Below are 19,348 nucleotides of genomic sequence, written 5' to 3'. Positions count from 1 at the left end.
ATAGATGACAGTTAGATTACTCTAAAATGACACTTTTATGACTTTGGCTTTTTGGCTCAATTATTTAATAGCACTGTTTTTTCACGACTAAAAGCAAACGAAAAACATGATCCTTCGCCTAATTTACTTTTAATTATCAATTGGCTATCGTGACGAGTTAATACATGTTTGGTGATGGCTAAACCCAGCCCTGAGCCACCGGTGGTACGACTACGTGCTTTATCAACCCGATAAAAACGCTCAGTTAAACGATTATTATGCTCTGGTGCAATACCATCGCCATTATCAACTACTGAAAAGTACGCTTGATTATCTTTTAGCTTCCAGCTTACGGTTATTTTACCGCCCGCCTTGGTATAATGAATAGCATTAAACACTAAATTAGAGAAGGCACTGCGCAGCTCCTCTTCAGCGCCTTTTATATCGACGTTAGCATCAATATCAAATATCAACTCATGCCCTTTGTCTTGATTCAATGATTGTGCTTCAGTCCTAATATAGCTAAGTAACTGCGGTACATTGATCGCTTTATCATTATCTTGACGTCGAGCGCCTTCAATACGTGATAACGACAATAGCTGATTTACCAAGCTATCCATGCGTTTACACTGTTCAAGCATAGTACCTTGTGCTTTATTCCACATTGCCGGTGGTGGCACCATATCGCCATCAAACATTTCTAAGTAACCAGTAACAACGGTTAATGGCGTACGTAGCTCATGAGATACATTGGCAACAAAGTCTTTGCGCATTTGCTCAAGTTGCTTCAGTCGCGTGACATCACGCACAACAACCATTAATTGTGAGCTGGCATATGGCATTACCCGAAACTCTAAAACTTGCTCAACACTGTGACCACTTTCAAGTTCTAATGCTTCATCAAACAATTCCGTTTGCATGTATTTTGCAAATTTAGGATCGCGAATAAGGTTGTCAAGCCGTTGACCATGATCCGCTGGCCACTGTAATCCAAGCACTTTCAAAGCTAGTTGATTACACCAAACAATACTTAAATCACGTTGTAGAACAATAACCGCATCAGGCACTGCTTCTGCGCCATCGCGAAAACGACGGATCAAATCAGCTAATTCATTACGTTTTTTACGGTTGCGATGTTGTAAATGGTAGATCCCTTCAAATACTTGCTCCCATGCCCCCTCGCCTTCAGGTGGATTAAAACTACGTTGATTCAATAGCCAATCACTGAGCCGATAGAGTTGATGATAATGCCAAACAAGCAGTGAAAAAGATCCTAAAAATAAAAGCAAAAATGGCGCACCAATAAGCACGCCAATTAATAATAAAGGTAGGAAATAGATAAACAGACGCTTTGCTAACGCCTGCTTATTAACAACTCGATACATACACTCACTTTACCTTAGAGTAAGTAAATTTAAGCCAAAATTAATTATTGGCTTGGTCATCTCCATGACACTTATAATTTACTGGAAAAACGATAGCCTGCACCACGTACAGTTTGTACTAAACGGTCATGACCAAGCGGTGCAATCGCTTTGCGTAAGCGACGAATATGCACGTCTACGGTTCTATCTTCAACATAGACATTAGTCCCCCATACGTTATCTAGTAGCTGTTCACGGCTATAAACACGTTCAGGGTGAGTCATAAAGAAATGCAATAAGCGAAATTCTGTCGGTCCCATATCCAACTCGCTACCTTCAGAGGTAACACGGTGTGAAATAGGATCAAGACGTAAACCATGTACATCAATCGCTTCTTCCAATGAAGTAGGCGACACACGACGAATAACGGCTTTAATACGCGCCATTAATTCTTTTGGTGAAAATGGTTTAGTAACATAATCATCAGCACCGACTTCAAGACCGCGAACTTTATCTTCTTCTTCGCCGCGAGCAGTCAGCATAATAATAGGAATTTGGCGAGTATATTCACTTTGCTTAAACTTTTTAGCAATTTGAATTCCACTACCACCTGGTAGCATCCAATCTAATAACACCATATCTGGATAAGGCTCTACCATCGCTGCAATGGCTGAATCGTAATCTTCCGCTTCAATCGCTTGAAAACCATTTTGCTCTAATACAAAAACCAGCATCTCTCTGATCGGTGCTTCGTCATCGACGACAAGTACTTTACGTGACATTCCAATTTATCTCTTTCGTTATCGAACTAGTTTTCATTATTATGACTAAGTATGACATTTTTATGAAAGTGTAACGTGTAAATCGAAATGCGGGGTAAAAAATGCAAAATAAACCCTTTTAAGGTACAAAATTAGCATACATTATCAAATTTCACATTTAAAAATCATACTTTATAATTGCTACATTACTACTTTGTATTAAATTCCCCTTTCAATAATCAACTATACAGTATCACGATGTAAGCCACGAAAGCATCTTCACACTCTAACTCAATTAAAACGCCTATTAACATCGGTGATCATTAACAGAGATCAAAATCCTACCAAGTTTCATTTCAGGGATCATTCGTTTACCAACCGAGTTAGATCTGGGATCAGTGTTTTACCTAGCCAAAGCCATAAGTTGTTGATCATTTATACAACAAAGCTTTGAAATGGCTATTTTTATAACAAAACCTCTGCCAATCAAGCTGATCCTTAGTAAAAATCTGATCTCAACAAAGCACAGTTAGTAAAGTAATGATCCCAAAGCCCCTGCTTGGTAAAATAATGATCTTTTACGATCAGGCATAAAAAAGCCAGTAGCTTTAACACTACTGGCTGTTTTATAACTTAATAAATTAAATTATTTAATTTTCGGATCTAATTCACCCGTTAAATATTTAAGGTGCATCTCATCAAGTGAGATTGGTTTGATCTTACCTGCTTGACCCGCTGTACCAAATGACTCATAACGTGCAACACAGATCTCTGTCATTGCTTTTGTCGCTTCAGCTAAATACTTACGTGGATCAAAGTTTGCTGGATTAAGCGCAAGATGGCGACGAATAGCCCCTGTAGATGCTAATCGTAAGTCTGTATCGATATTTACTTTACGCACACCAAACTTAATTCCCTCAACGATCTGCTCAACTGGCACACCATAGGTTTCTGGGATCTCACCACCATATTGGTTGATGATCTCAAGCCATTCTTGCGGCACTGATGATGAACCGTGCATAACTAAGTGAGTGTTAGGAATTCGTGCGTGGATCGCTTTAATACGATCAATCGCCAAAATATCATCCGTTGGCGGACGTGTAAATTTATACGCGCCGTGTGAAGTACCACACGCAATCGCTAAGGCATCAACATGGGTTTTACTTACAAAATCGGCCGCTTCTTCTGGATCAGTTAGCATTTGATCTGTGGTTAGTTTACCTTCAGCACCAACGCCATCTTCTTCGCCAGCTTCGCCAGTTTCAAGTGAGCCTAGCACACCTAACTCGCCTTCAACAGACACACCACAAGAGTGTGCAAGTTCAACAGTTTTACGCGTTACATCAACGTTATACTCATATGATGATGGTGTTTTACCATCGCTCATTAACGAGCCATCCATCATCACTGATGAAAAACCTAATTGAATTGAACGTTGGCAAACGCCAGGTGAGGTACCGTGATCTTGATGCATTACCACTGGAATATGTGGCCACTCTTCAATCGCAGCTAAAATCATATGACGTATAAATGGGGCACCAGCATAGGCACGAGCGCCAGCTGAACCTTGTACAATTACTGGGCTGTTAGTTTTGTCAGCCGCCATCATAATAGCGCGGATCTGCTCTTGGTTATTAACGTTAAATGCTGGTACGCCATAACCATGTTCAGCTGCATGATCAAGAAGTTGTCGCATACTGATTAAAGCCATTTGGTATTCTCCAAATTGTCGATAGCTGCGCACGCGCAAAACTACCTAGTTCGAACGGAATAGTTGAGTTCGGTGCAATCACTGCACCTCGATAGTATTGGCTCTTGCCAAATCTACCGTTATACAAAACCAGCTATTAAATAAGGGTGAGAGGTATTTAATATCTGATCACACTCAGTGTAGTTAGCAGCCTAAACTAACGATTGCTAACTACATTGAGTAAACGCTAATTACTTAGCGCGTTGTTCAAGCATAGCAACTGCTGGTAATTTTTTCCCTTCTAAAAACTCAAGGAAAGCACCACCGCCAGTTGAAATATACGAAATTTTATCGGCAATGCCGTATTTATCAATCGCTGCTAACGTATCACCGCCACCAGCTATTGAGAACGCATTTGAATTAGCGATTGCTTGAGCAATAGCACGGGTGCCATTACCAAACTGGTCAAATTCAAATACACCTACCGGACCATTCCATACAACAGTACCTGCATTAGCAATAATTTTTGCAAGTTTGCTCGCTGTATCTGGGCCAATATCAAAAATCATATCTGTGTCTGTTACTTCGCTAACATCTTTTAATGTTGCAACGGCTGATTCTGAAAACTCATTGCCAACAACCACATCAGTAGGTACTGGTATTTCACCATTATTACTTTTAGCAGCCGCACTTAGCTTATTTGCTTCATCAATTAGGTCAGCTTCGTATAATGACTTACCAACCGGGTAGCCTGCCGCAGCAATAAAGGTATTTGCAATACCGCCACCAGTGACTAATTGATCAACAATCGTTGAAAGTGAATCAAGTACTGTTAGTTTAGTTGATACTTTAGAGCCGCCCACAATCGCCACTAATGGACGAGCTGGGTTATCAAGTGCTTTACCTAATGCCTCTAATTCAGCCGCCAATAGTGGGCCTGCACAAGCAACATCTGCAAATAAACCAACGCCATGGGTAGACGCTTGAGCACGATGGGCGGTACCAAATGCATCCATTACATACACATCACATAATGCAGCAAGCTTTTTAGATAACGCTTCGTCATCTTTGCTTTCGCCAACATTAAAGCGTACGTTTTCAAAAACGACCACTTCATTATCAGCAATTTCAACGCCATTTAAGTAATCTTTTTCAAGACGTACATTTTGTTCAAGTGCTTCATTAAGGTAATCAACAACTGGCGCTAAAGAAAACGCTTCATCATATTCCCCTTCCGTAGGGCGGCCTAGGTGTGACATAACCATTACTTTAGCGCCTTTTTCAAGGGCTAATTTAATACTCGGTAATGCAGCACGAATACGTGCATCTGAGGTCACTTTACCTGCTTTTACTGGTACATTTAAATCTTCACGAATTAACACGCGTTTGCCGTTTAAATCTAAATCCGCCATATTTATGACCGACATGGACTTCTCCTTAGTTAACGATACTGACTTGAAATATATAGGTTTTATTTTTAGGTTTGAACTTTTATATTAATTACTTGCTGCCATCATTACTCGTGCTGTATCGAGCATTCTATTAGCAAACCCCCACTCATTATCACACCACACTAACAACTTTATCAGTCGTTTATGACTGACTCGTGTCTGTGTGCCATCTATAATACAAGAATGTGGGTCATGATTAAAATCAACCGAGACCAATGGCTCTTCGGTATAACTTAAAATACCTTCTAGGCGGTCTCTCGCTGCTGCTTTTAATACCTTATTTACCGCTTTTAAATCAACATCTGCGTTGACAGTCACACTCAAATCCATCGCAGTAACATTGATAGTAGGTACTCGCACCGAAATAGCTTCAAAGCGGCCATGGAACTTAGGTAAAATACGCTCAATACCGCGAGCTAATTTAGTATCAACGGGAATAATCGACTGACTCGCAGCGCGGGTACGACGTAAATCATGATGATAAGCATCAATTACTTGCTGATCATTCATCGACGCATGAATAGTCGTAATCGCCCCTGATTCTATACCAAAGGCATCATCAAGTACTTTAATCACCGGTACTATACAGTTTGTGGTACACGATCCATTAGAGACAATCGTATGCTCAGCGAGTAGTTCATCATCATTGATACCATAGACAATCGTGGCATCAACATCCGCATCTGCGGGCTGAGAAAATAAGACTTTCTTTGCGCCAGCATCAAGATGTAATTGCGCATGTTCACGAGAGTGATACACACCAGTACATTCTAAAACCACATCAACATCAAGTAACTGCCAAGGTAATTCACGCGGGTTTTGTTCTGCAAATAAAGCAATTGTATCGCCCGCTACCGATAAGGTGTCTTCACCTAAAGTAACTGGAAACGCAAAACGGCCATGAGACGTATCATATTTAAGAAGATGAGCGATCCCTTGTGGATCAGCAAGTTCATTAATCGCAACAATTTTGATCTCGTCGCTTAAGCCCGATTCATAAAGAGCGCGAACAATATTTCGACCAATTCGACCAAAACCATTGATTGCAAGTTTGATTGCCATGAAGAAGAAAATCCACTCTAGTTGCTTGCAGATAAAGGCAACCTGCCTTTTAGATGCGCGTATTGTAATCGACCTTTGTCTTGATTATAAGAGGGAAAGTTAAATAAATGTGTTAAGCCTGCTTTTGATGCTGTAATTTTGGTAATCGACCTTTAATCTGAATATAAAAGGCAAGATTAAATAAATGTTTACTCCCTCTCCTTTCTTCCTGATATCTACTCATAACATAGAATAAAACAGCGCTTATAGGTTCATTTTCACGAGTGAATTTTAGTCAATTTGTGCTATTTAGGTTTATTATTATTGAATTATTTTATAATAGCGTTACTTTATTCAAGACAACGAACACTATTCAATCAAAAAACAATTGATGAAACTAAAAGATCATTAATCTAAACATTAGGTTAGAAATAAAATGACAACACACACAAAAATCTTAATTGCAGATGATCACCCGCTGTTTCGACAAGCACTATTACTTATGCTGGAATCGAGCTTTAATAATGCTTGCCTACTTGAAGCCGAAACAATTCCCGAATTAGAGCACAAATTAGCAAACACCACAGATGTTGATCTGATCTTGCTCGATCTTGATATTCCGGGTGCACAGGGTTTTAATACGCTGAGTAATATACGTGAGCTGTATCCTGAAATAGGGGTGATTGTAGTATCAGGTTTTGAAGAGCCTGATACCATACGCAAAGCGATGAGCCTGGGTGCAGCAGGCTTTATACCTAAATCAACTCCCGTCCCTGAGATGATAAAAGCAATAGAAGATGTGCTACAAGGCAAACTATGGACACCCACCGATGATCACAATAAAAATACGCCAGAGCAACAGCAAGCAGAAAAGTTAGCAACATTAACGCCCCAACAGCATAAAATATTACACATGTTTGCCGATGGTTTGTTAAATAAACAAATCGCCTACGAACTTAGCTTGTCTGAATCTACAATCAAAAGCCATGCCAGCACAATATACTTAAAACTTGGGGTAAAAAGTCGAACTCAAGCCGTGATTTTATTAAACGAGCAGCAACTGGCACAAGCATCACTTTCACCTTTTCATCGCCATTAACTATTATAATTTTTTTCTAGCTGTTTAGTTAATAAAGCACTCATCAACGCCCGTAATGCGACGGGCTTGATGATTTTCCGCAAATAGCCAATATCGGCTTGCTTTGCCTGTACTTGCACTAACTCATCAGTTGTTGCGGTGATTAAAATCGCAGGTAATGGATACTGGCTGATTGCTCGAATACGCTTGATTAATTCAATGCCATTACAGCCATCAAGATGCTCCGAGTGAGGCTTTTGCTCCTGACGCTCAGAGTAGTCTACTGTTACAATATGCAAAGGGTTAGCGGGGAACATTGGTTCAGCACTAAGTTGATAATCAACTAAGAGAATATCAATTTCATCTTCATGTGTTTTATAAAGTGCAGACGCCTCAGCTGCGGTTGTCGCGGTAAATACACGACATTTCCAGGCTGTTAAAAGCTCGGTCATACCTGCAATAACATCTTTTTCGTTATCAATACATAGCACCCCAACTCCTTGCAAAGTCATATTCTTAGGGGCAAGTGTCGGCTTTGTTTGCTGTACACGGTTTACAATCGGTACTTCAACGCTAAACAAGCAGCCATGCTCAGGCTCTGATACCAAGCCAACCTTATGCTCAAGAATATTAGCCAGGCTTTGTGCAATATTTAAACCCAACCCCAAGCCTTTAGGGCCAATCATTTGCGTCGATAATTGTGTAAATTGTTCAAATACTTCTTGCTGCTTATCTTCGGGGATGCCAGGTCCGTTATCAATCACTTGAATACTTAAGTAATTGCCCTTACGACGACAACCCAGCAATACTTTACCGTTATTTGCATAGCGAAATGCATTACTTAAAAAGTTTTGCACAATCCGCGTTAGCAAAGTTAGATCTGTGCGGATAAATAATTGACTTGAGTGACAGCGAAAATCAATTTTATAATCTTTACTCAAGGCAGAAAACTCCGAATGCAACATACTAAATACCCGCTTCAGTGCAATGTCATTGAAAACAGGGGCGATATTGCCACTTTCAATCCGCGCAATTTCATTTAAATCAAGTAATAGGTTATTTGCTATCTCTAACGAATTATCAATTTTCTTAATTTGCTCACGCTCTTGTATTGACACTCTAGGGCTCAAACATACCGCAGAAGAAAACAACCGAGCAGCCGACAATGGTTGCAAAAGATCATGACTACAGGCTCTTAAATATTGACTCTTTTTCAAATGAGCCTGCTCTGCTTTTAACCTTGCATCAGCGAGTTCTCGATTGGCTTTTTCAAGCTCTAAGTTTGCTAGTTCTAATTCTGTCGTGCGCGCAAGAACACGACTTTCAAGATCGGTGTTTTCTTCTTTTAAATAATTTTCTGCTCGGCGAAACTCCGTAATATCTGAGAAAATCATCACAAATCCTCCACCAGGTATTGGGTTCCCTTCAATTAACAGCACCTTACCATTGGCTAACTTTCGCTCTGATTTATGCTTACTACCGGCTTTTAAGTACTCAAGACGTTTATTAACCTGCCCCTCAATATTATGTATATAGCGATTTTGATTGCTAAGGTTGAAGCGGATCAACTGGCTAATTGGGCAACCAATATAGATTAAATTTTTAGGGTAATTAAAAATATCTAGATACTGCTTATTCCATGCTACTAAATTCAAATTAGCATCTATCACAGAGATCCCTTCACTGGTATTTTCAATCGCTCCTTGCAATACTGAACGACTAAATTCAAGTTGTTGAGTAGAGTTATCCTCAACAATTTTAGCAACTTGATCAAATGCGATATCACGACCAGCCAAAGCAAAAGAAATCACCAATTTGGCTGATGCCGAGCCCATTACACTCGCTAATGTCTGCTCTGCATGCAGTAATAAAGCCTCATTATAGGTTTTATGCTTTTTAATTTTATGTGATTGATTAAATTCAGCAAAGCACTCGGCTGCTTTGTCTTGACCAATAAAGCGAGCAATTAACAGCTCGAGTTCCTGACGATCTATTTTTGGTTGTTTAGGCAGATGTGAATCTTGTTTATTATCGGTTTCATAGAAATATTTACTCTGCATTTCTTCGCGAATATTTTGCCGAGTAAGCTGTGAAACAATAAACAGCACAATAAGGTTAATAGCCAAGCCAAACAAGGTAGCCACCGTTGTAGCAGGCCAATTTGTATTGCTTAACGGGTGTGCATAAAACCCAAGCTGTGGTAATAAATTAAACAGTGCCCAAATAGAGAAACCACAAAACATGCCCCAAAAAACGCCCTTTTGAGTTGCTCTTCGCCAAAAAAAAGCAGCAACCAATGCAGGCCCTATTTGCGCAATCGCGCCAAACGCAACCTCCCCAAGTGATGCCAGCGTATCAGGGGGAGATACCAGTAACATGCAATAACTAAGTGCAATAACCACCACCACTAATATTTTTCGGATCAATAATAATCGGGATTGAAAGTGTAAAAAGTCGTGGTGCTTACGAGGTGCGAGTTTAAAAATTAATGGAAAAACAATTTCATTACTGAGCATAGTACTCAAAGCAATGGTCGATACAATTACCATTGAACTTGCCGCAGAAACCGCTCCTAAAAATGCAAATAGCGACAACCACTCTTGGCCGTTATAAGCGGGCAAAAATAAAACATACGCGTCAGGGTCTAAAGAGTGTCCATAATTTAATGTGCCAGCAAGGCCTATAGGGCCTGCAAAAAATGCGAATACCAAGATATAAATAGGCAATAACCAACGTGCTAAATTACTGGTTTTTTGCTCTTTAATTTCAACAAACATAACTTGAAATTGCCTTGGTAAACATAAAAAAGCTGACATAACGATGATCAATAAACCCACCATACCTACTAGGTTATAGCTTTCAAACTGCTGCGATAAGGACACGTAATCTTGTGACTTTTGCCAAATATCAGCGGGGGAATCATAAATAACAAATGATACAAATAAGCCAACAAGTAAAAAAGCGATCAGTTTAACTAACGATTCAAAGGCAATCGCTATCATGACGCCGGGATGACGCTCTGTTACATCGATAGTTCGAATGCCAAAGATAATGGTGAATCCAGCTAAAATCAGGCTAACGATTAAACCTAATTGCCAAATCGGAAAATCTTGGCTTTGCTGTAAAATTTTATAAGAGTAAACAATCGCTTTAAGCTGCAAAGCAATATAAGGCAAGGTGCCAATCATGGCCACTAACGTTACCAACAAGGCTAAGCTTTGTGATTTACCAAACCGAGCCGAAAGTAAATCAGCAATGGAAGTACTTTTGAGTTTGAGGCAGGTTTTTATGATCCGCTGAATAAAAGGCCAAGCAAATATAAATAATAAAATAGGGGCTAAATAAACCGAAATATAAGAAAAAGAGCTATTTGCCGCCTGCGCTGAAGTACCTAGAAACCCCCAAGACGTACAGTAAACCCCTAATGATAAGGCATAAATAATAGCATGCTGTTTGGCAACTAGCTTATGTCGATACTTGCCCCCAAGGTGGGCAATTAGAAATAACAAACTAATGTAACCAATACTTACACTAACCAACAACCAATTAGAAAACATCGCGCTCTTCTTTGTATCAAATTGTATTTATTATTATTTTCAATGCTTACTTTGCCCGTAAAACACAGCATATAACATTGGACTAAAGGACTAAGCGCAAGGTACTAGCCCTTATTTACAATTGTTGATTTTTTCGACTCACCTAGTATGAATCACACATAATAACAAAGGAATTTGGTCGATGTTCAACACACAATATAAAAAATTACTGCTTACATCTGCTTTTCTTACTGCCAGTACATCCGCACTGGCAGGCTACGAGATCAACATAACTGAAAACGATAAATTAACCTTCGGTGGCTACATTAAAATTGATGCACGATACGTTGACGGTGACATTGCCTATCGTGATTACTGGATTGGTGATGGCATTGCTTTAGAAGAAGACGCATCCCAGTTTCGTATCTTTGCTAACGAAACCCGTTTCAATACTAAATACCAACACGGCGAGATAACAGGCTTCATCGAAATGGATTTTTGGGGCGGCGGCGGTAATGAAATTGTCTCTAACTCAGCTAACCCGCGCATCCGACATGCTTTTATAAACTACAAAGATCTCACTGTTGGCCAAACTTGGTCAACCTTTATGAATACTAGCGCAATTCCTGAAACTGCCGATTTTGCTGGCGCAACAACAGGTCTAGTATTTATTCGTCAAGGACAAGTACGTTATAACATGGGCAACTTCCAAGTATCCATTGAAAATCCTGAGAGCTGGGGGGGCGATACCGCAAACGATAATATTCCTGATTTAATCGCACGCTATAACATCAAAGGTGATTGGGGCAATGTCTCTATTTCTGGCTTAGCACGGCAATTACATACCTTATCAGGTAACACTGAAAGCGCCTTTGGCGCATCTGTTGCGGCACGAATTAAAACAACAGGAAAAGATGACTTACGCCTACAAATTCATAAAGGTGATTTAGGCCGCTATGTAGGGGCTGCGGCTGTTAAAGATCTCTATGGTGAAGAAGTTGAAGATATTACCTCTGTATTAGTTGCCTATCGTCATTTTTGGAATGATTCACTGCGTTCAAGCGTGCTGTACGGCAAAGTTGATGGAGATGTATCCAATCGTGAGCGTACGCAATGGGGTATAAACCTCTTTCAAAACTTAACTAAAGAACTCGAAGTGGGTATTGAAGTCGGTAACTTTTCAATTGATGAGTTAGATAAAGATTCAAATTACCTACAAGCCACAATGAGATACATCCTCTAGCTGACAGAACACTTTCTAATGTTTGTTGTGTGTAATAACGACCCCAACCGTTAATACATTTTAAAGAGGGTTCACCCCCTCTTATTTTTCAACGCATTCGTTATTCATTTTTATTCTCAGTTAAATTTAGGAGTATGAGTATGACAACATCGATACTCAATATAGAGCAAATATCGCTAGCCTTTGGTGGTGTTAAAGCCTTAACAGATGTTAGTTTTTCGGTGACTAAAGGCTCTGTATTTTCAATTATTGGCCCAAATGGGGCTGGTAAAACATCAATGCTCAATTGCATTTCTGGCCGCTATCAACCTAACAGTGGAAAAATCACCTTTGCAGATCAAGATGTTACCCACTTAAAACCCAATGACCGCGCAGACTTAGGTATGGGCCGTACTTTTCAAAACTTAGCCTTATTTGGCCATATGTCAGTGCTCGATAATATTATGGTTGGTCGCCATCACTTATTAAAAAACAATTGGTTAACAGGGCCGTTATATTGGGCTTCTGGGGCGCAAAAAGAAGAACTCGCTCACCGTAGAAAAGTAGAAGAAGTGATCGACTTCCTTGAGATCTCTCATATCAGAAAATCCATCGCTGGCACCTTGTCTTACGGGCTTCGTAAACGCGTTGAATTAGCTCGTGCAATGGCTCTAAACCCAAAACTGATTTTACTTGACGAACCAATGGCTGGAATGAATCTGGAAGAAAAAGAAGACATGGCCAGATACATCCTCGATTTAAATGAAGAATTCGGTATTACGGTCGTTATGATTGAACATGATATGGGAGTTGTAATGGATATTTCTCATGAAGTTATGGTGCTGGATTTTGGTAAAAAATTAATTTCTGGTTTACCACACGAAGTCATGGCTGACCCCTATGTTAAACGTGCCTACCTTGGTCTTGAAGACGACGCAGAGCCAGCCACCTTAGAGGAGGTAAGTTAATGACTAGCCAAATCAATCAAGATTTTGAGATGGGTGAACTGAATACCTTCCCCAAAATTCTACAACACAATGCCACGCATTGGCCTGATATGGTGGCGATGCGAGAAAAAGAGTTTGGTATTTGGAACGAGTTCAGCTGGGCCGAATATAACAATAAAGTAAAGTGGTTGTCGCTCGCGTTGAGTAACAAAGGCGTGAATACAGATGATACCATTGCCTTACTTGGTGATAACCGCCCAGAATGGATATGGGGCGAAATTGCTGCTCACGCTTTACGTTGCCATTCATTAGGTATTTATCAAGATTCAATGCATGACGAAGTAATCTATTTACTCGCTAGCAGTGGCGCAACCGTTGTGATTGCTGAAAACGAAGAGCAATGCGATAAATTACTTGATTTAGGTGATGGCATAGAGCAAGTAAAATTCATTGTTTATTGCGACCCAAGAGGTATGCGCAAATACAACGACTCGCGACTTATAGATATCAATACCCTATACATACTGGGCCAAGAACTCGAACAAGCATACCCTGATCGTTATCAAGCCATGATAGATGCCTCAGCCCCTGACGACATTGCTATTTACTGCACCACTTCAGGTACCACATCAAAACCCAAAATTGCCCTACTCAATGGTGGCAATTTTATTAAGCACTGTAGTTCATATTTACGTGCTGACCCGCGTCAAGCTGGCGACAACTATGTATCTGTATTGCCCTTACCTTGGATCATGGAGCAAGTCTATGCAATTGGCCAAGCACTGATCGCCCGTCAAATTGTAAATTTTGTTGAAGAACAAGAAACACTCATGGCTGACCTACGAGAAATTGGCCCCAGCTTTGTACTATTAGCACCACGGGTATGGGAAGGCATTTTAGCTGACGTACAAACCCGTATGATGGATTCAACACCTTTTAAAAGAAAGCTATTTAATTTTGCCATGAAGCTGGCTGAGCAAAGCCAAGTAACAGGCAAAAAATCATGGCTAGCTGAAATTCTACTGCTAAAAGCACTTCGTGATCGACTCGGTTTTTCATTCTTAAAATCGGCTGCCACCGGCGGAGCTGCGATGGGGCCTGACACCTTTAAGTTTTTCCAAACCATTGGTGTGCCTTTACGCCAACTCTACGGCCAAACAGAAATGTGCGGAGCTTACACCATCCATCATGAAGCCGATGTTGACTACGACAGTGTTGGCGTCGCGTTTGATAATGCACAAATTAAAGTCATTAATCCCGATAAAGCCGGTATTGGCGAAGTTATTGCTAAAACAGTCGGAATGTTTAGTGGCTACCTTAATAATCAACAAGCCTATGATGAAGACGTGATTGACGGCTGGATGCAAACAGGTGATGCCGGTTACTTTAAACCGTCTGGCCATTTAGTGGTGATTGATCGGATCAAAGATCTCGCTTGCACCAGCGACGGCGCACAATATTCTCCTCAATATATAGAAAACAAACTTAAGTTTTCTTCATTTATTGGCGAAGCCGTTATTTTAGGTAAAGCAAAGCCTTATCTATCAGCCATCATTTGTATTCGTTTTAGTATTGTTGCGAAATGGGCTGAGCAACAAGGGCTGTCGTTTACCAACTACACCAACTTATCAACCCTGCCTGAAGTGTACGAAAAAATTGGCGAAGAAATAATGCGCGTCAATGAGTCACTTCCTGAATCACAAAAAATCCATAAATTTTTATTACTTTACAAAGAACTTGATGCCGATGATGGCGAATTAACACGAACCCGTAAAGTTCGCCGTAGTGTTATTGCGGATAAATATGGCGACATTATTTCATCCATTTATGACAACAAGGAAAATGTTGATATTGATACCATGGTGGTATTTCAAGATGGTACTAAAACCCGTATTCAAACCCAGCTTAAAGTCACTTCGCTGATCGAAACAGCCTGCACGGCTGCTGATAACACTATCAACATAACACGGAGAGTCTCATGAATTTTGAATTGCTAATTCAACTAATCGTCAATGGTTTAATTGTCGGCTTACTCTATGGCGTCGTTGGGATGTGCTTTGTATTAGTGTACAAATCAACGCAAATTGTAAACTTTGCCCAAGGTGAGTTTTTATTAGTGGGTGCCTGGGTATGCTGGGCAGTACTGATTTATTTAGAGCTGCCTTTTGTAGTGGGCTTTTTACTGACAATGGCCTTTATGGCAATCTTTGGTGTGCTGCTGCAAATGATTGTTTTACGCCCGATGATAGGTGAACCTATAATCTCAGTGATCATGATCACCATTGGCTTATCAATCTTTTTTCAAGCCTTGATGAAATGGATTTTTGGTGTTTCAGCGCAAAGTTACCCGCAAGTATTTACCACTAATAGCATCCAAATATTTGGCTTGAACATTGAAGCCGCTTACTTAATGAGCACCATAATCGCCTTAATAATTATGGTTGCCTTCTATCTATTCTTTAAACATTCAAAATACGGTTTAGCAATGCGAGCCACAGCCTTTGATCAACAGATTGCACAAAGCTTAGGTATTTCGGTAAAACAAGTTTTTGCTATGAGCTGGGGTATTGCTGCTACGGTTTCAGCCACAGCTGGAATTGTTATTGGCATGGTAAACGGGGTTTCAAATTCACTGTCATTAATTGGTATCAAAGTTTTCCCTGCAGTTATTCTTGGCGGTTTAGATTCTATCATCGGCGCTATTGTCGGTGGTTTGATCATTGGTGTATTAGAGAATGTCGCTGAGTTTTTCGACAGCCAATATCTGCATGTTGGCAATATGTATGACATCGCACCATTTTACGTGTTGCTCGTCATCCTTTGGTTCAAACCATACGGTTTGTTCGGCACAAAAGATATTGAACGTATTTAAACAAGCCGATTTAGGTGCATCAATAGCGCCTAACAAGTGCAGATAAAGGTAAATTTTAGGAGTTTATTATGTCCAGTTTAACCATGAGACCCTGCGGCGATTTCCGCACCAGTTATAAACAAGATAATACAATTTTTGAAACAACAACCATCAAAAATGTGGCAATTTTCGCAATTGCCCTATTATGTGCAGCGCCATACTTAGTCGATGCATATTACCTAACCCTATTTATTCAAATTTCATATTTAGGGATAGCCGCACTAGGGCTCAATATTTTGGTCGGTTACACCGGACAAATTTCATTAGGTCATGGCGCATTTTTTGGCTTTGGTGCTTTTGCATCAGCATGGCTCAATATCTCCTTTGGTATTCCTGTATTGCTGTGTATTCCACTGGCTGGTTTTTTAACAATGGCTGTAGGCATGATGTTTGGTTTACCGGCCTCAAGAATTAAAGGCTTGTACTTAGCTATAGCCACACTGGCTGCGCAGTTTATTTTAGAAGACTTCTTTGCCCGTGCTGACTGGTTTTCTGGTGGTTCTGCCGGCTCATCTGCCGACCCAATTAGTATATTTGGCTTTGTTTTTAATAGCGATGAAAGCTTCTTTTATATCGCCTTAGCAGCCTTAGTTATTATGTATATTTGGGGCTGTAATCTGATGCGCAGTCGTGATGGTCGCGCCTTTGTTGCAGTACGTGACCATTATCTATCAGCTGAGATCATGGGTATCAAGCTCAATAAATATCGCTTACTCTCTTTTGGTATATCGTCTTTTTATGCCGGTATTGGCGGTGCCTTATATGCCCATTACTTAGGCTATGTTTCTGCCGAAGGCTTCACCTTATTTATGTCGATTCAATTTTTAGCCATGATCATCATCGGCGGCTTGGGTTCAATTAAAGGCACCTTAATGGGTGTGGTATTTATGGTGTTTTTACCTGAAGTGCTCGAAAGCGGCGTAGGTTTAATGAAAATGACCGACTGGGGCAATATTCCAATGGTGGTTGATGGCCTGGCCTATATCAAAGAAATGGCCATTGGCTTAGTGATTATCTTATTCCTTATTTTTGAGCCGCAAGGCATGGCACACCGCTGGGCACAAATTAAAAACTATTGGAAGTTTTACCCGTTCTCGTACTAATCAATAGACACTAACTTAAGCATATACAACACACATGAGCATCATTAATGCGTAAATAATTGGCAATCTAGCCATAAAAAGAAAAAGGAAATAGTTATGCACAATCATAAGGCAAAATTAACGTCTCTATTAATAGTAAGCGCGCTGTGCACCAGCCAACAAACATTCGCTGAAGACTCAGTCTTTGTTGGTCATCTAGCTGATATGAGTGGCCCGACAGCTTTTGTTGGTAAAAATTACGCTGACGGCGTGCGTGATTCCCTAGCTTACATTAACGAAAATGGTGGCATCAATGGCACTAAACTCGAATATGAAACAATTGATTACGCTTACAAAGTGCCGCAAGCGATTGCCGCTTATAAAAAGTGGCATTCGCGTAAAAACATGGTTGCCATGCAAGGCTGGGGCACCGCTGATACCGAAGCACTGATCTCATTTGTAGCCAAAGATAAACTACCAGTATTTTCAGCGTCTTACTCTGGCCACTTAACGGATCCTATGGGTAAAAACCCACATACAAAGAAACCAGCTCCTTATAACTTTTTTTACGGCGCATCCTATTCAGATGCGTGCCGCGGTTTAGTCCAGTGGGCAGCTGAGGACTGGCAAAAAAAGGGGGGCAAAGGCAAACCTAAGTTTACTCATATTGGTGCAAATCACCCCTTCCCTAATGCACCGAAAGAAGCCTGTGCAGAGTACGCCACCGAATTAGGCTTTGATGTACAACCTGCGGTTGTTATTTCGATGAAACCAGGTGATTTTAAAGCGCAATGTTTAAGCTTAAAAAGCTCAGGCTCAAATTACGGATATATAGGCAATCTAGGTGGTTCAGTATTGTCTTTAGTTAAATCATGTAACACCGTTGGTACCGATATTCAGTTTATGTCGAATATATGGGGGGGCGATAAAAAAATATTCCAAGCTGCGGGCGAAGGCATTAAAGATTATGTATTTCCAGCTATGACGCCGTTTTGGACTGATCAAGTACCTGGCATGAAACTCGTTAGGGAGATTTCAAAACAATCAGACCCTTCAGGCCAAGAAGAGCGTGTTCATCATTACATTCGTGGCGTGTGCTCAACATTCTTTATGAAAGAGGCTATGGAATGGGCAAAAGATAACGGCGGAATAACCGGTGAAAATATTAAAAAAGCCATGTATGCCCGTAAAGATTGGGTACCAGCAGGACTTGAAGGCGTATGCCTTGCGGGCAACTGGAGTGAACAAGATCACCGTGGCACTAACCAAGTTTACATTTACAAAGGCAACTATAACGAAGGCAATGTCGTCATTGAAGAGTTATCACTGGTAACCATTGAGCGCCGTGATGCGTGGTTAGGTTTTTAATAGCTCGTTAAACATAGCAGCGGATGAAGCATCTCGTTATTTTCATCCGCTGATAAATTATTAATTTTTCACGGAGTTAGCTATGTCACAAGCAGCTATAAAAATACAACCTGCATCACCAATTCTAAGCGTTAACAATATTGAAGTTGTTTACGATGAAGTCATCCAAGTTTTACGTGGTGTTAGTTTAGATGTGCCAGAGGGTGAAATAGTCACCCTACTTGGGCCAAATGGCGCAGGAAAATCAACCACCTTAAAAGCCATTTCTGGCTTATTAAAAACTGAAAATGGCGAAGTCACTAAAGGCGACATTACCTTTATGGGCGAACGAATAGACAATAAAAATGCCGAAGATGTGGTGCGCAGTGGATTGTTTCAGGTTATGGAAGGGCGTCGTATCATCGAAGATATGACCTCTCTAGAAAACTTAAAACTCGGCGCATTTACCCGCAAAGACGCACAAATAAATCAAGACATTGAAATGGTGTACCATTATTTCCCTCGCTTAAAAGAACGCACAGGCTTAGCTGGATATTTATCAGGTGGCGAACAACAAATGCTGGCAATTGGCCGTGCATTAATGGCACGTCCAAAGATGATTTGCCTCGATGAGCCATCGATGGGGTTATCGCCATTATTGGTTAAAGAAGTGTTCGGAATCATAAAAAAGATTAACCAAGATCAAGGTATTACTATGCTGTTGGTAGAACAAAATGCCAACTATGCACTGAGAGCGGCTAATTATGGTTACATCATTGAATCAGGGAAAGTTGTATTAGATGGCACACAAGAGCAGCTTTTAAACAACGAAGATGTAAAAGAGTTTTACCTCGGTGGAGGTAACGAAGAACGTAAAAGCTTTAAAGATCTTAAGTCATATAAACGTCGCAAACGCTGGTTGTAATCAACCTATCTATC

General features: G+C 40.4%; 14 protein-coding genes. 8 read left to right on the top strand and 6 right to left on the bottom strand.

All coding sequences use genetic code 11. The features are described from left to right. Nucleotides 1-56 precede the first annotated feature (56 nt). The 5 genes from phoR to epd all read right to left on the bottom strand — a co-directional run bounded on the left by phoR (nt 57) and on the right by epd (nt 6,307). On the bottom strand, nt 57-1,364 hold the full coding sequence (gene phoR, locus H5232_RS00850) for a phosphate regulon sensor histidine kinase PhoR (protein ID WP_182830463.1): 1,308 nt from the start codon (nt 1,362-1,364) through the stop codon (nt 57-59). Nucleotides 1,365-1,435: 71 nt separating this feature from the next. Continuing rightward, the gene (phoB, locus tag H5232_RS00845; RefSeq protein WP_145235364.1) at nt 1,436-2,125 is read right to left on the bottom strand and encodes a phosphate regulon transcriptional regulator PhoB; all 690 of its coding nucleotides are present in this window, start codon (nt 2,123-2,125) and stop codon (nt 1,436-1,438) included. 625 nt (nt 2,126-2,750) lie between these two features. Beyond that, the gene (gene fba / locus H5232_RS00840) at nt 2,751-3,815 is read right to left on the bottom strand and encodes a class II fructose-bisphosphate aldolase (protein WP_145235361.1); all 1,065 of its coding nucleotides are present in this window, start codon (nt 3,813-3,815) and stop codon (nt 2,751-2,753) included. 230 nt (nt 3,816-4,045) lie between these two features. Beyond that, nucleotides 4,046-5,221: a phosphoglycerate kinase gene (locus H5232_RS00835; protein ID WP_145235359.1), complete on the bottom strand. Its 1,176-nt coding sequence runs from the start codon at nt 5,219-5,221 to the stop codon at nt 4,046-4,048. A 69-nt stretch (nt 5,222-5,290) separates the two neighbouring features. Further along, nucleotides 5,291-6,307 carry an erythrose-4-phosphate dehydrogenase gene (gene epd, locus H5232_RS00830; protein WP_145235357.1) on the bottom strand — a complete coding sequence of 339 codons (1,017 nt, stop codon included), beginning with the start codon at nt 6,305-6,307 and terminating at the stop codon, nt 5,291-5,293. Nucleotides 6,308-6,722: 415 nt separating this feature from the next. Between epd and H5232_RS00825 the strand changes: the two genes are divergently transcribed. Next, nucleotides 6,723-7,385 carry a response regulator transcription factor gene (locus H5232_RS00825; RefSeq protein ID WP_145235355.1) on the top strand — a complete coding sequence of 221 codons (663 nt, stop codon included), beginning with the start codon at nt 6,723-6,725 and terminating at the stop codon, nt 7,383-7,385. Here the strand turns inward: H5232_RS00825 and H5232_RS00820 are convergent. Next, nucleotides 7,382-10,921 carry a PAS-domain containing protein gene (locus H5232_RS00820; RefSeq protein ID WP_182830462.1) on the bottom strand — a complete coding sequence of 1,180 codons (3,540 nt, stop codon included), beginning with the start codon at nt 10,919-10,921 and terminating at the stop codon, nt 7,382-7,384. The two genes, H5232_RS00825 and H5232_RS00820, sit on opposite strands and share 4 nt — an antisense overlap. 181 nt (nt 10,922-11,102) lie before the next feature. Between H5232_RS00820 and H5232_RS00815 the strand changes: the two genes are divergently transcribed. The 7 genes from H5232_RS00815 (at nt 11,103) to H5232_RS00785 (ending at nt 19,334) form a co-directional block, all read left to right on the top strand. After that, entirely contained in the window at nt 11,103-12,143 is a 1,041-nt protein-coding gene (locus H5232_RS00815) for a DcaP family trimeric outer membrane transporter (RefSeq protein ID WP_145235348.1), read from the top strand. Between the two features lie 140 nt (nt 12,144-12,283). Continuing rightward, nucleotides 12,284-13,090 (top strand): ABC transporter ATP-binding protein, encoded by an 807-nt coding sequence (locus H5232_RS00810; protein ID WP_182717177.1) that lies wholly within the window; start codon nt 12,284-12,286, stop codon nt 13,088-13,090. After that, nucleotides 13,090-15,051: a long-chain fatty acid--CoA ligase gene (locus tag H5232_RS00805; protein WP_182761374.1), complete on the top strand. Its 1,962-nt coding sequence runs from the start codon at nt 13,090-13,092 to the stop codon at nt 15,049-15,051. Before H5232_RS00810 ends, H5232_RS00805 begins: the two co-directional genes overlap by 1 nt. Beyond that, on the top strand, nt 15,048-15,941 hold the full coding sequence (locus H5232_RS00800; protein ID WP_182797579.1) for a branched-chain amino acid ABC transporter permease: 894 nt from the start codon (nt 15,048-15,050) through the stop codon (nt 15,939-15,941). Before H5232_RS00805 ends, H5232_RS00800 begins: the two co-directional genes overlap by 4 nt. Before the next feature lie 68 nt (nt 15,942-16,009). Continuing rightward, nucleotides 16,010-17,083, top strand: coding sequence for a branched-chain amino acid ABC transporter permease (locus H5232_RS00795; protein WP_149982122.1), 1,074 nt, complete (start codon nt 16,010-16,012; stop codon nt 17,081-17,083). Nucleotides 17,084-17,179: 96 nt separating this feature from the next. Then, nucleotides 17,180-18,430: an ABC transporter substrate-binding protein gene (locus H5232_RS00790; protein ID WP_182830461.1), complete on the top strand. Its 1,251-nt coding sequence runs from the start codon at nt 17,180-17,182 to the stop codon at nt 18,428-18,430. Between the two features lie 82 nt (nt 18,431-18,512). Further along, nucleotides 18,513-19,334 (top strand): ABC transporter ATP-binding protein, encoded by an 822-nt coding sequence (locus H5232_RS00785; protein WP_145235336.1) that lies wholly within the window; start codon nt 18,513-18,515, stop codon nt 19,332-19,334. Nucleotides 19,335-19,348: the final 14 nt, after the last annotated feature.

This window comes from Pseudoalteromonas sp. SG41-5 (assembly GCF_014164495.1).
In the GTDB taxonomy this organism is placed as follows: Bacteria; Pseudomonadota; Gammaproteobacteria; order Enterobacterales; family Alteromonadaceae; genus Pseudoalteromonas; species Pseudoalteromonas rhizosphaerae.
Note: the sequence above shows the minus strand (reverse complement) of the source record. Positions and strands in the feature narration are given on the sequence as shown.

Bases quoted from the DNA above. Each gene is read 5' to 3' on its own strand.
- phoR (WP_182830463.1), bottom strand. From the start codon at position 1,364: ATGTATCGAGTTGTTAATAAGCAGGCGTTAGCAAAGCGTCTGTTTATC.
- phoB (WP_145235364.1), bottom strand. From the start codon at position 2,125: ATGTCACGTAAAGTACTTGTCGTCGATGACGAAGCACCGATCAGAGAG.
- fba (WP_145235361.1), bottom strand. From the start codon at position 3,815: ATGGCTTTAATCAGTATGCGACAACTTCTTGATCATGCAGCTGAACAT.
- H5232_RS00835 (WP_145235359.1), bottom strand. From the start codon at position 5,221: ATGTCGGTCATAAATATGGCGGATTTAGATTTAAACGGCAAACGCGTG.
- epd (WP_145235357.1), bottom strand. From the start codon at position 6,307: ATGGCAATCAAACTTGCAATCAATGGTTTTGGTCGAATTGGTCGAAAT.
- H5232_RS00825 (WP_145235355.1), top strand. From the start codon at position 6,723: ATGACAACACACACAAAAATCTTAATTGCAGATGATCACCCGCTGTTT.
- H5232_RS00820 (WP_182830462.1), bottom strand. From the start codon at position 10,921: ATGTTTTCTAATTGGTTGTTGGTTAGTGTAAGTATTGGTTACATTAGT.
- H5232_RS00815 (WP_145235348.1), top strand. From the start codon at position 11,103: ATGTTCAACACACAATATAAAAAATTACTGCTTACATCTGCTTTTCTT.
- H5232_RS00810 (WP_182717177.1), top strand. From the start codon at position 12,284: ATGACAACATCGATACTCAATATAGAGCAAATATCGCTAGCCTTTGGT.
- H5232_RS00805 (WP_182761374.1), top strand. From the start codon at position 13,090: ATGACTAGCCAAATCAATCAAGATTTTGAGATGGGTGAACTGAATACC.
- H5232_RS00800 (WP_182797579.1), top strand. From the start codon at position 15,048: ATGAATTTTGAATTGCTAATTCAACTAATCGTCAATGGTTTAATTGTC.
- H5232_RS00795 (WP_149982122.1), top strand. From the start codon at position 16,010: ATGTCCAGTTTAACCATGAGACCCTGCGGCGATTTCCGCACCAGTTAT.
- H5232_RS00790 (WP_182830461.1), top strand. From the start codon at position 17,180: ATGCACAATCATAAGGCAAAATTAACGTCTCTATTAATAGTAAGCGCG.
- H5232_RS00785 (WP_145235336.1), top strand. From the start codon at position 18,513: ATGTCACAAGCAGCTATAAAAATACAACCTGCATCACCAATTCTAAGC.